12 protein-coding genes are annotated in these 14,058 nt (G+C 72.5%); 10 read left to right on the forward strand and 2 right to left on the reverse strand.

The features are described from left to right. Positions 1–61: 61 nt before the first annotated feature. Positions 62–334, reverse strand: coding sequence for a hypothetical protein (locus tag Sspor_RS35375; RefSeq protein ID WP_202202745.1), 273 nt, complete (start codon positions 332–334; stop codon positions 62–64). A gap of 290 nt (positions 335–624) precedes the next feature. Between Sspor_RS35375 and Sspor_RS35380 the strand changes: the two genes are divergently transcribed. The 10 genes from Sspor_RS35380 (at position 625) to Sspor_RS35425 (ending at position 12,970) form a co-directional block, all read left to right on the forward strand. Continuing rightward, the gene (locus tag Sspor_RS35380; protein WP_202202746.1) at positions 625–2,190 is read left to right on the forward strand and encodes an alpha/beta fold hydrolase; all 1,566 of its coding nucleotides are present in this window, start codon (positions 625–627) and stop codon (positions 2,188–2,190) included. A gap of 78 nt (positions 2,191–2,268) precedes the next feature. Next, the gene (locus tag Sspor_RS35385) at positions 2,269–3,816 is read left to right on the forward strand and encodes an alpha/beta fold hydrolase (RefSeq protein WP_237404430.1); all 1,548 of its coding nucleotides are present in this window, start codon (positions 2,269–2,271) and stop codon (positions 3,814–3,816) included. Positions 3,817–3,918: 102 nt separating this feature from the next. Continuing rightward, positions 3,919–4,746, forward strand: coding sequence for a PP2C family protein-serine/threonine phosphatase (locus tag Sspor_RS35390; protein WP_202202748.1), 828 nt, complete (start codon positions 3,919–3,921; stop codon positions 4,744–4,746). 69 nt (positions 4,747–4,815) lie between these two features. After that, positions 4,816–5,787, forward strand: coding sequence for an MASE1 domain-containing protein (locus tag Sspor_RS35395; protein ID WP_202204051.1), 972 nt, complete (start codon positions 4,816–4,818; stop codon positions 5,785–5,787). A gap of 201 nt (positions 5,788–5,988) precedes the next feature. Next, on the forward strand, positions 5,989–6,195 hold the full coding sequence (locus tag Sspor_RS35400; protein WP_202202749.1) for a hypothetical protein: 207 nt from the start codon (positions 5,989–5,991) through the stop codon (positions 6,193–6,195). Positions 6,196–6,481: 286 nt separating this feature from the next. After that, the gene (locus tag Sspor_RS35405) at positions 6,482–7,957 is read left to right on the forward strand and encodes a sialidase family protein (RefSeq protein WP_202202750.1); all 1,476 of its coding nucleotides are present in this window, start codon (positions 6,482–6,484) and stop codon (positions 7,955–7,957) included. A gap of 226 nt (positions 7,958–8,183) precedes the next feature. Continuing rightward, positions 8,184–10,235, forward strand: coding sequence for an MMPL family transporter (locus Sspor_RS35410; RefSeq protein WP_202202751.1), 2,052 nt, complete (start codon positions 8,184–8,186; stop codon positions 10,233–10,235). A gap of 68 nt (positions 10,236–10,303) precedes the next feature. Then, complete coding sequence (locus Sspor_RS35415) at positions 10,304–11,446, forward strand: sensor histidine kinase (protein ID WP_202202752.1); 1,143 nt, start codon at positions 10,304–10,306, stop codon at positions 11,444–11,446. Continuing rightward, positions 11,443–12,099: a response regulator gene (locus Sspor_RS35420; protein ID WP_202202753.1), complete on the forward strand. Its 657-nt coding sequence runs from the start codon at positions 11,443–11,445 to the stop codon at positions 12,097–12,099. The genes Sspor_RS35415 and Sspor_RS35420 overlap by 4 nt, the downstream gene beginning before the upstream one ends. A gap of 82 nt (positions 12,100–12,181) precedes the next feature. Continuing rightward, positions 12,182–12,970 (forward strand): class I SAM-dependent methyltransferase, encoded by a 789-nt coding sequence (locus Sspor_RS35425; protein WP_202202754.1) that lies wholly within the window; start codon positions 12,182–12,184, stop codon positions 12,968–12,970. A 32-nt stretch (positions 12,971–13,002) separates the two neighbouring features. Here the strand turns inward: Sspor_RS35425 and Sspor_RS35430 are convergent, their stop codons facing one another. After that, a complete protein-coding gene (locus Sspor_RS35430; protein ID WP_266818151.1) occupies positions 13,003–14,040 on the reverse strand; it encodes a COX15/CtaA family protein in 1,038 nt (345 codons plus the stop codon). Positions 14,041–14,058 lie beyond the last annotated feature (18 nt).

Below are 14,058 nucleotides of genomic sequence, written 5' to 3' on the forward strand. Positions count from 1 at the left end.
AGGACTTTGACGCCGTGTCATGCGTTCCATGAGGGCGACACCCGGACCGGGTGGGACGTCTCTAGACCTCGATGTACGCGACGACGACCACGGTGCGCAGTGCGGTGACGAAGTACAGGACACGGACGGCTTCGAGTTCGTCGGTGTACCGGCGCAGCTGGGGACCGGTGGTGTGGGCGGCGACCGGCCGGCCGATCTCGGGGTCGACGGAGATGACGACCAGGGTGCGGTCCAGGGCGTGGATCTCCGCCTCGCCGGTGATCTTCTCCAGCTGTTCGGCGGCGGAGTCGGAGAAGGCGATGCGGGCGCGGCGCGGCGGGTGCGGGCCGGTCATCAGGCGGCCGCCGGGCCGTCGATCGCCGGCAGGCCGCCGGCGGCGCCCACGGGGGCCGACTCTTCGCTCATCTGGGCTCCCGAGGCGCGAACTGGCGTGTCCCCCTCACGGTATAACCCCGTCCGCGCGCGGGGATCCGCTCCGGAGAATCCGGTCGCGCCCGAACGCTCCGCATGCGTGCGTACGGCCCACCCGGTAGCGTCGAGAGCGAGCGTTCCGTCCGAACCTCCGAACCGCTGCCGCGCCCGGCCCTGGGGCCGCCGCCGATTTCGGCAGAGGAACGAGTTCACATGCCGAAGCGCACGATCCACGCGGCGACCACCGCGGCCGCACTGGTCTGTCTGTCGGTGTTCGGTACGACGACGGGCAGCGCCGCCTCGCCGCTCGCCCCCTTCGCCGGTCCCGGCCCCGGTCCGGGCCCCAGTGGCGCGCCGCGGTTCGTGTCCGGCCCGTGCCCCCGGCCGCCCGAGCCGATCGAGGCACTGAAGAGCGCGAAGTGCGGCTTCCTGAAGGTCCCCGAGAACCGTGCCCGCCCCGGAGGCCGGACCATCGACCTGGCCGTGGCCGTCATCCCGGCCGTCCACCCGGCGAAACCGGCACAGGACCCCGTCGTGTTCATGGCCGGCGGCCCCGGCGGCGACACCTTCGACGACATCCCCTTCCTCGTCGAATCCGGCCTGAACAAGGACCGCGAACTCATCGTCATGGCCCAGCGCGGCAACCTCTACGACCGGCCGAACCTCGCCTGCCCCGAGATCGACCGCGCCAACGGCAAGGCCGTCGGCCTGCGCTACGGCGCACAGCCGGCGGAACAGCTCATGCTGAAGGCCGTGCAGGAGTGCCGGGACCGGCTGACGGCCGACGGCGTCGACCTGAGCGCCTACAACACCACCGAGAACGCCGCCGACTTCGCCGACCTGCGCACGGCCCTCGACATCCCGCGGTGGAACGTCTACGGGTACTCCTACGGCAGCGACCTGGCCCTCACCTACCTGCGCCTGCACCCCCAGGGGATCCGGGCGATGGCGATCGACTCGATCACACCTCCCCGGGAAGCGGTCCTGCCGTGGGGCTGGAGCAGCGCCGCCGAGGGGATCGACACCATCTTCGCCGCGTGTGCGGCACAGCCCGCCTGCAAGAGCCGCTACCCGGACCTCCACCGCACACTGACGCAGCAGGTACGCAAGCTGGAAGCGCACCCCCTGACGCTCAACGTCCCGCCGCCGGGCGGAGGAAAGCCGGTCAAGGTCGTCCTCGACGGAGGCGCTCTGCTGGACCTGATCGTCGGCTTCAACGTCCGGCCCGAGAACATCCCGGCGGCGCTCGACGAACTGAGCAACGGCAATCCGGAGCGCTTCGCGCAGGCCCGCGCGGCCGGCTCGGTCCAGAACGTCGGCGCGTTCGCGCACGGCCTGACGGAGTCGGTGGCGTGCAGCGAGTGGGCGCCGGGGTACTCGGAAGCCGATGTGCTGAAGGCGGGGCGCGAGGCCTTCCCCGGCTGGCCGGACACGGTCCTGGCCCAGGTGCCCCAACTCCCCTTCCAGTACGACGTGTGCCGGATCTGGAACGTCCCGGACCGTTCCTCCGTCCAGCGTGTGGCCACGGTCAGCCCGGTGCCCGCGCTCGTCCTGTCCGGCACCTTCGACGCGAAGACCGGGGCGAGTTGGGCGCGGGGCGTGGCACGCGACCTGTCCCGGTCGACCTCCGTGCTGATCCCCGGAATCGGGCACTGGGTGGTCCCGCAGTCCCCCTGCGCACAGCAGGTGCTGGCCTCGTTCTTCGCCCACCCCACCGCACCCGACACCGGCTGCGTGGACGACCTCGAACCCAAACCGTTCACGATCACCCCGAAATGACGGGGAGGGCAGATGGCACCGCACCCAGCGCCCCGCCGGCGCCGCACGGCACGACGACTCCTGGCCACGTCGGCCGGCATGGTGACCGGGATCCTCGTCACCGGCCTGCTCGCCGCACCCGCCCAGGCGCAGTCCCGCACCGGAACGAGCCCCGGCCCCGACGCGCCGATCGGCACGGTCGCGCGGACGGTGGGCGACGCCCGCTTCGAACCGGGACCCTGCCCGAAGACACCGGAACCGGTCGAGGCCCTCGACGGGGCCCGCTGCGGAACGCTCACCGTGCCCGAGAACCGCGCCGGAGCGAGCGGCCGGACGATCCGACTCGGTGTCGCGATCGTCCCCGCCGCGACCGGCAAGCCGACGTCCGACCCCATCGTGTGGCTCGCGGGCGGCCCCGGCGACGACGCGGTGGGGGAGGCGAAGATGGCGATCGACGGCGGGCTGAACCGCGACCGTGACGTGATCTTCATGTCCCAGCGCGGAACGTACTCGGCCGACCCGGATCTCCTCTGCCCCGAGATCGACGAGTTCAACGCGCGCTCCGTCGGCCTCGAGTACGACGCTCCGTCCACCGGACGCCTGCACGTCGAGGCCACGAAGGCCTGCCGCGAGAAGCTGGCGGGCCGCGGCATCGACCTCTCCGCCTACAACGACACCGAGAGCGCCGCCGACTACGAAGACCTGCGCAAGGCGCTCGGCATCGACAAGTGGAACCTGTACGGGATCTCCTACGGCACCCACCTGGCACTGGTCTACATGCGCCTGCACCCCGAGGGACTCCGCTCGGTCGGCATCGACGGCATACTGCCACCGTCGAAGGCCGGTTCGGCCTCGACCTGGAGCAGCGCCCGCCAGGGCTTCGACGGCCTGTTCAAGGCCTGCGCGGCGCAGCCGGCGTGCAACAAGCGCTACCCGAACCTGTCGGCCACCTTCGACCGGCTCGTCCGCGACCTCGAAGCCAAGCCGGTCACCACCACCGTCACCGTCCCCGGCAGCGACAAGCCGGTGAAGGTCGTCCTGGACGGCGGAGCCCTGGTCAACTGGATGACCTCCGCCACCCACGTGGCGCCCCAGGTACCCGCCGCGCTCGACGAGCTGGCGCACGGCAGGCCGCAGCGGATCGCGCAGCAGTGGGCGGGCGGCAAACTCAGCCCGCAGGCCATGGGGAGGGTCGCGCACGGCCTCGTCTACGGCGTCTTCTGCAGCGAGTGGACACCGTACGAGAGCGAGGACGCGGCGCTCCGGGCCGGCCGGGCGGCCTTCCCGTCCTTCCCCCGCTCGGTACAGGCCCAGGCTCCCCAGCTCGCCTTCCTCCACCCGGACTGCGACGCCTGGAACGTACCCGCGGCGGCGCCCTCGATCCGGGACGCCACCCGCGGTGACATCCCCACCCTCGCCCTGTCGGGCGGCTTCGACTCCCAGACCGGGGCGGACAACGGACCGTACGTCGCCCGTACGCTCGACAACGCCAAGGTCGTCACCGTCCCGTACGAGCCGCACGTGGTGTTCGCCACCTCGAAGTGCGCCCAGGAGATCGCGGTCTCGTTCTTCGACGACCCGGCCGCGCCGAAGACCGAATGCCTGAAGAGCCTCAAGGCACCCGAGTTCGAGATCGGTCCCTCCTGAGACCGGCATCCCCCGTCCGGCCTGCTGATTCACCGCTGTGGAGGCCTCCGCGAGCAGCGGCTAGGGTGAGGTGAGCAGGCTGTGGGAGAGCCGGGAGCCGTGATGCGCGGACACCGTCCCGAGCGGCCCGACAACGTGCAGGAACTCCTCGTCGCTCTCGGGCAGCTCGTCGATCAGGCCCTGGACCGGATCGAGTACCAGCGGGCCAGGGTCGAGCTGGCCGTGGCCCTGCAGCGCCACATGCTCCCACCCGGCCTGCCGCGGCTGCCCGGGCTGCATCTCGCCGCCAGGTACGCGCCCTCCCGGGGCGGTCTGGAGGTGGGCGGTGACTGGTACGACGCCTTCGTCATGCACGACGGGTCACTGGGGTTCACGGTCGGCGACGTGCAGGGTCACGACGTGGAGGCCATCGCCTTCATGGGCCAGGTGCGCACCAGCCTGCGCGCCCTCGCGCAGACGACGAGCGACACCCGGGAGATTCTGGGCCGCGCCAACGATCTGCTGATCGCCATGGGGGCCGGCCTCTTCGCGACCTGCTGTTTCCTTCGCTTCGACCCGGTCAGCCGGGACCTGACGGTCTCCAGGGCCGGCCACGTCCCGATGGTCTGGGCCACGGCCGGTGGCCGTCACGGCATCGCCCTCGACCGCGGCGGGCCGCCGCTCGGCATCGTGTCGGGCGAGCAGTACCCGGTGACCCACCGGCGGCTGACGGAGGCAGGGGTGCTCGTCCTGCTCACCGACGGCGTGGTGGAGGGCCCGCACTACCCGATGGAGTCCGGTCTGGCCGAAGTGGCCAGACTGGTGCGCGCCGGATTCGACGCCGACCCCGACGTCCTGGCCTCCGCCGTCGTCAAGGTGGCCGACCTGACGGGACACCGCGACGATGCCGCGGTCCTCGTCGTCCGCTACGACGGTCCGCCGGAGGCCTGACCGGCGCAGGTCACTGGGGTAGCGAGGGGCGTGATCTGAGCGCAGACTGCTGTCGTGGGCAGCGCGGAGATGGGTCGTCGTCTCGGGTCCACGACGCTGCGCGTCCTGGCGGTCGCCGCCGTCTACTACGGGGCCGCACAGATCGGCCTCCTGCAACAGCTGGTGCGCGACCAGGTCACCCCGCTGTGGCCGCCGACCGGCGTCGCGCTCGCCGGACTGCTCCTGATGGGGTTGCGCGTCTGGCCGGGCATCGCCCTGGGCGCGTTCCTGGTCAACGTGTCCCTCGGGCCGTCGCTGCTCTCCGTCCTGGCCATCACCGCGGGCAACACCCTCGCGCCGGTCTGCGCCTGCCTGATGCTGCGCAGAGCCGGCTTCCGGAACGAGCTGGACCGCCTGCGCGACGTACTGGCACTGGTCTTCCTCGGCGCGCTCGCCGGGATGTCGATCAGTGCGACCATCGGCAGCGGCGTACTGGTCCTCTCCGGAGCACTGGACGCGGGCGACTTCTGGCCGACGTGGTCGGTGTGGTGGGCCGGTGACGCGATGGGCATCCTTGTCGTCACCCCCTTCCTGCTCGTGCTGCGCAACGCCCGATGGCCGTCGCGCGCCGGACCCGGCCGCTGGCCGGAGGCGGTGGCGCTGGCCCTCGGCACCGTCTCCGTCACGCTCCTCGCGACGCGCACGCGCGACACGAACCTGCTCTTCCTCGTCTCGCCGTTCCTGATCTGGGCGGCCTTCCGGTTCCGGCTGGCGGGCGCGGCGCCGTGCGCGCTCGCCGTGTCGACGCTGGCGGTCCTGGCAGCCGACGGCGACCAGGGCCCGTTCGTCGGCAAGGACGTCTTCGCCAACATGGTCACGCTGCAGGCCTTCAACGGCACGACCGCGCTGACGGCCCTGCTCATCGCGGCCGTCATCACCGAACGCGACAGGACGTACGAGGAGATCAAACGGGTCTGCGCGCGGCTCTCGGTGGTGGTGTCCCGGATGGAGCCGCGACCCGATGCGGACGGGTACCCGCCCGGGACCCGTCCGCCGCCATGACACCCCGGTGGAGCGGCGGCGTCGGCCGCGTCCCCGAACGGGACACCGCGCGCCGGAGGTTCACCGCCACGGGCGGCGGTGGTGGGCGACCTCGCCGCGCGGGCCCCATGCGGAGCGCCCATGCTGAGAAGGAGGGCGCCGTCGTCCTGAGCCCTGTCCTTCCCGAAGGCCGACGCAGGCGCCTGAGAGGAGGAGGAAGTCATGCGCATGCGAAGAATCCTGGGACTGGCCCTGGCCGCGGCGACCCTGGCAGGCATGAGCGCCGTCGGCGCGGTCAGCGCCGGGGCCGCCTCGTCTCCGAACATCACCAGAGACGAGTGCACGGCCGCCGGCGGACAGGTCACCGCACGCCCCTACGCCGGCTATCTCTGCACGCTGCCTGACGGAACCACGCAGGCGGTCACCTGACCGCTCCCTGATCCGCCCTGACCGACAAGACACCCCCTAGCAGCACCGCGTCACCGCACAACCTACGAGCCGACCGGCACGTTCCACCGCTGGTCGGCTCCGCCGTGCGTGCCGACGCCTCCGGGGAGGACTCCGTCGTTCGGCCCATCAAGGGCACCGGCCGCGACGCCGAAAAGGATCAGGCGGAGCCGCCCCACCCCCGCGTTCCGGTACACCTCCGTGCCCCTCGGCCGCCCTGACGACGGCGGTCCCGTACCCCGGCCGCCAGGCCCGGAGGAGATCCCGCATGCGCGTCTTCCTGCCCCTGACCGCCGTCACCACCGCCGCGCTCCTGCTCGTCACGGTCACCGGCGCGACCCCCGCCGCAGCCGACCGGAACCCCGGCGGCGCATCGCTGATCAAGGTGTCCGACGGCGACCCGTACGCGGACTGCACCATCGGCGCGAGGTCCCCCGACAGCGTCGTCTACCCGGGCACCGAGGTCGAGCCGTACCTGTCCGTCGACCCGCGCGACCCGAAACGCGTGGTCACCGCCTACCAGCAGGACCGCTGGAGCGACGGCGCCGCCCGCGGCCTGGTGGCCTCCTGGACCACCGACGGCCACACCTTCCACCGGAGCACGCTGCCCTTCAGCCTGTGCGCCCCCGGCGGCGCGGACTACGAACGGGCCACCGACCCCTGGGTGAGCACCGGACCGGACGGCACCGTCTACGCGAGCGGGGAAGGCGTCGACTTCACCAAGAGCACGCGCACCGCCCTCCTGGCCGCCACGTCCCGCGACGGCGGCCGCACCTGGCAGAACCTCACCACCACGCACGTCGACGAGTTGCCGTTCTTCAACGACAAGCCCTCGGTCACCGCCGACCCGATCCGCGAAGGCACCGCCTACCAGGTCTGGAACCGCCTCGACAACGATCCGCCCGGCCCCAGCTCCCTCGACGGTCCCGGCTACATCTCCCTCACCCGCGACGGCGGCCGCACCTGGAGCGGGGCCCGGCGCTTCGTCGACACCGCCTCCGTGCCCAACACCCAGACCATCGGCCATGTGATCGTCGTCGACAAGCGCACCGGCACCCTGTACGACTTCTACGACCGGATCACCTACTCCGACGACCTGAGCACCGTCACGGAGGCCCACTACGAGGTGGTCACCTCCACCGACGCCGGAGAGACCTGGAGCGGCCCGGCCACCGTGGCCCGCGACACCTCCGTACCCGAGGTCGACCCGAACGACCCCACCAAACTGCTGCGTGCCGGGTCCACCCTGCCCAGCCCGGCCGTCGACCCGAAGACGGGCACGCTGTACATGGCCTACGAGGGCGCGGACTTCTCCGGCGGCCGGTTCGACTCCGTCCAGCTCGTGCGTTCCACCGACGGCGGACGTACCTGGGGGACCCCCGAGCTGATCAGCCCGCAGGACGTGCCGGCCTTCTCCCCGGCGATCGCGGTCGACGAGCGGGGCACGGTCGCGCTCACCTACTACGACCTGCGCTTCCTCCAGCCCGGTGACACCACCACCCTGCCCACCGCCTACCAGCTGGCCACCCTGCCGCACGGAAACCCGGAGCTGCGGACCGAACGGCGGATCTCACGGGTCTTCGACTGGCTGCAGGCGCCGTTCGCCGGGGGCTACTTCCTCGGCGACTACCAAGGCCTGGTCGCGGACGGCAAGGGGGTGCGGGCGGTGCTCACCGAGACCAACTCCGGCGCACCACAGAACCGTACGGACGTGTACACCGGCAGTTTCCGCACCACCCGGTGAGCGACGCGGCCGCCCTCTCCCCTGAGAGGGCCCGCGCTGGACCTGTGGCACGGTCACCCGCCCCGCTCCTTCGTCGCGGGGCTCGCTCCCGTACTCCCCCGGGAGTAGCCCCCGCGGTCCACCGCCCCCGGCAGTACCCCCCAAGTCGGCCGTCAGCACGACGAATCGGCCTTCCGGCGGCGGGAATCTGGGATCGACCCCATGAGGACCGTCGAAGGGAGGCCCGATGCAGGGCCGTAAGAGGACCGTCGGCTGGGGGGTGCTGGCCCTGTGGGTGATCGTGATCGCCCTCGCCGCACCCCTCGCCGGAAAGCTCGGCGACGTACAGCGCGACCGCGCCGTCGACTACCTGCCCGCGAGCGCCGACTCGACCCAGGTCGCGAAGATCACCGAGCAGATGCCGGGCGGGGAGTCCACCGACCTCGTGCTGGTCTACCACCGAGACGGCGGACTCACCCCCGAGGACAAGGCGACCGCCGCCTGGGAAGTGCGGCAGGTCGCCGCCGAACACCCGCTCACCTCGCCGCCGCAGGCCGTTCCCTCCGAGGACGGCAGCACGCTCCTGTACGCCGTGTCCAGCACGGAGCCCGGTACGGACGAGGCGGCCCGGGACGCCTTCGTCCACGACGTCCGCGAGACCGTGAGCGGAGAGGTGGGCGGACCCGGCGCGCTCGCCACGGACGCGAGCGAGGTCTACAACTCCCTCGACGGGCCGCTCCTCTACACGACCGTCGCCGTGGTCGCCGTCCTGCTGATCGTCATCTACCGCAGTCCCTTCCTCTGGCTCGTCCCGCTGGTCGTCGCCGGAACCGCCGACTACCTCTCCATGGCCGTCACCTACGCCCTCCACCAGGGCTTCGACATCAGCGTCTCCGGCCAGAGCACGGGCGTCATGACCATCCTCGTCTTCGGCGCGGGCACCGACTACGCACTCCTGCTCGTCTCCCGCTACCGCGAGGAACTGCGCCGCGCGCCGCGCCCGTACGACGCGATGGCGGCAGCCCTGCGCGGCTGCGGACCCGCCGTACTCGCCTCCTCCGGGACCGTCGCCCTCGGCATGCTGTGCCTGCTCGCCGCCGACATGAACAGCAGCCGGGGGATGGGCCCCACCGCCGCCGTCGGTGTGCTGTGCGCACTCGTCGCGATGATGACGCTCCTCCCCGCACTGCTCGTCGTCCTCGGCCGACGGGTGTTCTGGCCCCTGATCCCGGCGTACGGGAGCGAGCCGAAGGCCGCGCGCCGCTCCCTCTTCGCCGCCATGGGCTCCTCGGCAGGCCGGCGGCCCCTCGCCGTCCTCGTCGCCGGCGCCGCGGCCCTGGCCGCCCTCGCGCTCGGCACGCTGAACCTGCCCGGGGCCCTCAAGCAGGAGGACTCCTTCAGCTCCACCCCGGAGGCGGTCGCCGCGATGAAGACGCTGGCCGCCGCGTACCCGCGGGCGGGTACCCAGCCCATCACCGTCGTCGCCCCGACACCCGCCTCCTCCCGGGCGCTGGAGACCGCCCGCGCCACGGAGGGCGTCACGAAGGCCGAGGCGGGCCGCAGCGGGCAGGGGTGGACGGAGATCACGGTCGTCGCCGCGTACCCGCCGCAGACACCGGCCGAGACCGCGACCATCAGAGAGCTGCGCTCCGCGCTCGGTGACGGCGTGTACGTCGGCGGGCCCAGCGCGGAACGGCTCGACATGGCCGACACCAGCACCCGCGACCGGAACATCGTCGTCCCGCTCGCCGTCGTCGTCGTCCTGCTCGTCCTGATCGCACTGCTGCGGAGCATCGTCGCCCCCCTGATCCTGGTCGCCGCGGTCGTCGCCGTCTGGGGCGCGTCCCTCGGCATCGGCGGTCTCCTCTTCGAGTCCCTCTTCGCCTTCGAGGGAACCGACCCGGGCCTGGCCCTGCTCTCCTTCGTCTTCCTCGTCGCGCTCGGCGTCGACTACGGCATCTTCCTCATGCACCGGATGCGCGAGGAGTGCCTGGGCGGCGCGGAACCGGGAGCCGCGGCGCTGACCGCCCTGCGGACGACCGGCGGGGTCATCGCCTCGGCGGGACTCGTCCTCGCCGCCACCTTCGCGGTCCTCGTCAACATGCCCATGGTGCAACTGGCCGAACTCGGCTTCGTGATCGCGGTCGGCGTCCTGCTCGACACCTTCCTGGTACGCACCTACCTCGTCACCAGCGCGAGCGTGCTGCTGGGGCGCAAGGTCTGGTGGCCGGGGCCGTTGGCCGGGAAGCCCGTACCGACGGCCGGTTCGGACACCGGGCGGGAGCGCGTACGGGTCTGACCGGGGCCGGGCCGGGCGGGGGCGCCCCGTACGCCCGGGGGCCCCTGCCCGCAGGGAGGATGGGCATCATGGACCTCGCAGCGGCGTTCACCCGCGACCCACAGGCCGCGCCGCACCCGGTGCGGCGCGACGCGACGGCCGCGGCCGTCTTCGCGCTCCTCGCGGCAGTGCTCGCGCTGACCGTCGAGGACGGCCGGCGCCCCGACGCCCTCGGCTGGGCGCTGCTGCTCGCCGCGCACGTCCCGCTGGCATGGCGGCGCAGGGCACCCATGCCGGTACTGCTCGCCGTGGTGGCCTGCGTGGCGCCGTACCACGCCTTCGACTACATGCACCTGGCCCCGATCCCGGCCTCGATGACCGCGCTGTACACCGTCGCGTCCACCGGCAGGCCGAAGCGGACGCTGATCGTCGGGCTCTCGGTCACCTCCCTCACGCTCACCATGCAGCTCTTCGTGAATCCGCACGAGACGGTGGAGCTGCTGAGGGTCTCCGGCTGGGTGATCGCCATGCTGGCCTTCGGCGCCGGCATCCGGCTCTACCGCCAACTGGTGGCGGGCGTCGTCGAGCGGGCCGAACGCGACGCGGAGCGCAAGGTCGCCGAGGAGCGGCTGCGCATCGCCAGGGACCTGCACGACCTCCTCGCACACTCGATCACCCTCATCGGCGTCCAGACATCGGTCGCCGCGCACGTCCTGGTCGCCGACCCCGACCGGCTCGACCGGGAGGCGCTCGTCAAGGCGCTCGACGGCATCGCGGAGACCTGCCGGGAGGCCCGCTCCGAGGTACGCACGACCCTGGACGTACTGCGGGCCACCCCGGAGGGCCCGTTGCCGGACCTGGCCTCGCTGCCCGATCTCGTCCGGTCGGCGGGCGCGGAGCTGATGGTGCGGACGGGAGCGGCGAAGGTACCGGCGGCGGTGGGCGCGGCGGCGTACCGGATCGTGCAGGAGTCCCTGACCAACGCCGTGCGGCACGGGTCACCGGGCGCGGACGTACGGGTCGACGTCGGGCTGGAGAAGGAAATGCTGAGGGTGCGGGTGACCAACGGCGGGAGCGCCTCCGGAGGGACGGCCGGCTCCGGGTACGGGATCCTCGGGATGCGTGAGCGGGCGAGGAGCGTCGGCGGCACACTGAGCGCGGGCCCGCGCGACGGCGGGGGTTTCGAGGTCACTGCGGCGCTGCCGCTGGCGGGGAGAGAGGTGACGGTGTGATCCGGGTCCTGCTCGCGGACGACCAGACGCTCGTCCGGGCGTCGTTCGCGATGCTCGTCGAATCGGCGCCGGACATGGAGGTCGTCGGCCAGGCGGCCAACGGCCGGCAAGCGGTGGAGCTGGCCCGTTCGGCCAGGGCCGACCTGGTCGTGATGGACGTCCGCATGCCCGAGCTGGACGGAATCGAGGCCACCCGGCTGATCGTCGCCGACGAGGACCTGGCCGGGGTGAAGGTATTGGTCCTCACCACCTACGACACCGACGAGCACGTCATGCGGGCGCTGCGGGCGGGCGCTTCGGGCTTCGTCGTCAAGGACATCCACCCGGCGGAACTCCTCGCCGCGATCCGCACGGTCGCGGCCGGGGAGGCCCTGCTGTCACCCGGCCCGACCTCCCGGCTCATCGCCCGGGCCCTGTCGCTCCCGGACGTCCCGGTCACGGCCGGACCGGACGGCCTCTCGGACCGCGAACGCGAGGTCCTCGTACTGGTGGCCCGAGGCCTGAACAACACGGAGATCGCCGAGACACTGGGCCTCTCGCCCCTCACGGCGAAGACGCACGTCAGCCGCATCATGGGCAAACTGGGCGCCCGGGACCGGGCCCAACTGGTCATCATCGGCTACGAATCGGGACTGGTACGGCCGGGCGGCTGACCGGGCGTGGTGGTCCCGTCCTCGGCGCGGTCGGCGCAGCATCATCGTCGGGGGCGTGCGTGCCGAGGAGAGGTGTGGGCCGATGTGGGCGACCGGTGAGGCGTACGAGCCGTACGTCGGGCGGTGGAGCCGCCTGGTGGCCGACCGGTTCGTCCGGGAGACGGCCGCGCCCGGGGGAGGCCGCTGGCTGGACGTCGGGTGCGGCACGGGTGCGGTGACCCGGGCGGTGCTGGACCTCGCCCGGCCGGCGGCCGTGGTCGGCGTCGACCCGTCCCGGGGCTACGTGGACTACGCCCGCAGGCACATCGTCGACCGGCGGGCGCGGTTCGTCCTGGCCGATGCGACGCGGCTGCCGTTCCCCGACGCCACGGCATCGGTCGCCGTGAGCGGGCTCGTACTCAACTTCGTTCCGGACCCGGCACGGGCGGCCGCCGAGTTGGCGAGGGTCGTCGTGCCCGGGGGACGGGTCGGGGTGTACGTGTGGGACTACGGACAGGGCGGCATGGAGGCAATCCGCGCGTTCTGGGATGCCGCGGTCGCCCTGGACGGGGAGGCACGGACACGGGACGAGGGCACCAGGTTCCCCCTGTGCGCCCCGGGCCCGTTGGGCGAGCTGCTCGCCGGAGCCGGTCTGGAGGACGTGGAGGTCGAGGAGATCCGGGTGCCGACCGCGTTCGCGGACTTCGACGACTACTGGACCCCGTTCCTGGGAGGCCAGGGCCCGGCCCCCGCCTACCTGTCCCAGCTCCCCGGGGAACACCGCGCGGAACTCCGCGAGCGGCTGCGTGCGGCGCTGCCGCGGGCGGCGGACGGCTCGATCCCCCTCCACGCGCGGGCCTGGGCGGCCAGGGCCCGGCGACGAGCGGACTGAAGCAGGGCCGCCATCCCCGCGGGCCAAGCCGGTCAGGCGTGTGTCACGGCGCCCCGGGCGCGCGGCAGCGGTGCGTCGCCGAGCGGGCCCCGCGGGCGGGAACAGGCCCTCCTGACCGTGAAGTACACCTGCAGCACTCCGGTCCAGACGAGCGCCGAGCCCAGCAGGTGGAGCATCACCAGGAGCGAGGGCAGCGCCGTCAGCGACTGCACCAGCCCCACGAGACCCTGGCCCAGGAGCACGGCCAGGAACACGCCCGTCTTGCGCCGCGCGGCTCCGAAGCCGTCCTCGGGCAGCGCGGAGAACAGAACTCCGGCCAGGACCAGGACCGCCCCGGCCAGCACGCCGTGGGCGACGGTCACGGCCGTCCAGTCGAAGGGCATCCGCGGCACGTCGGAGGAGTCGCCCGCGTGCGGACCGGAGCCGGTGGCGAGCGTGCCCACGACGACGAGCAGGGCCGTCACCACGACCAGGGCCCCCGCCAGCGACCGGATCCGCGCGAGCGGGCCCGGCGCGCCGGCCCGGTCCGCACCGGCACCGGAATCGCCATCGGCATGGTCATCGCCATCGGCGTACGCCGCGTGCCAGGTGTACACCGCGGCGGTCAGCAGCAGCGTGGCGGCGAGGAAGTGCGCGGCAACGATGTACGGACTCAGCCGCATCCACACGGTCACTCCGCCGACGACCGCGTTGAGCACGACGATCCAGAACTGCGCCCAGCCTCCGCGCAGCACGGCGGGCATCGGCTTTTCCTGGAGGCGCGCGGTGATGATGACCCAGCCCACCACCGCGCACAGCGCCCCGGTCAGGAGCCGGTTCCCGAATTCGATGGCTCCGTGCACCCCCATCTCGGCGGTGGGGGCCAGCGTCTCTCCCGTACACATGGGCCAATCGGTGCAGCCGAGACCGGAGCCGGTGACACGGACGATTCCACCGGTCACGATGATCGCGATACTCGCCACGACCGAACCCAGTGCGGCCACTCTGACGCTTCCCGCTCCGAGCGCGTACCTGCCGGCAAGCCATGAGAGGGGAGTACGCACGATCAGCCTTCCGTCGGGTCGCGCCATACGCGCCGCGGCGCGGAA

It is taken from the genome of Streptomyces spororaveus (assembly GCF_016755875.1).
In the GTDB taxonomy this organism is placed as follows: Bacteria; Actinomycetota; Actinomycetes; order Streptomycetales; family Streptomycetaceae; genus Streptomyces; species Streptomyces spororaveus.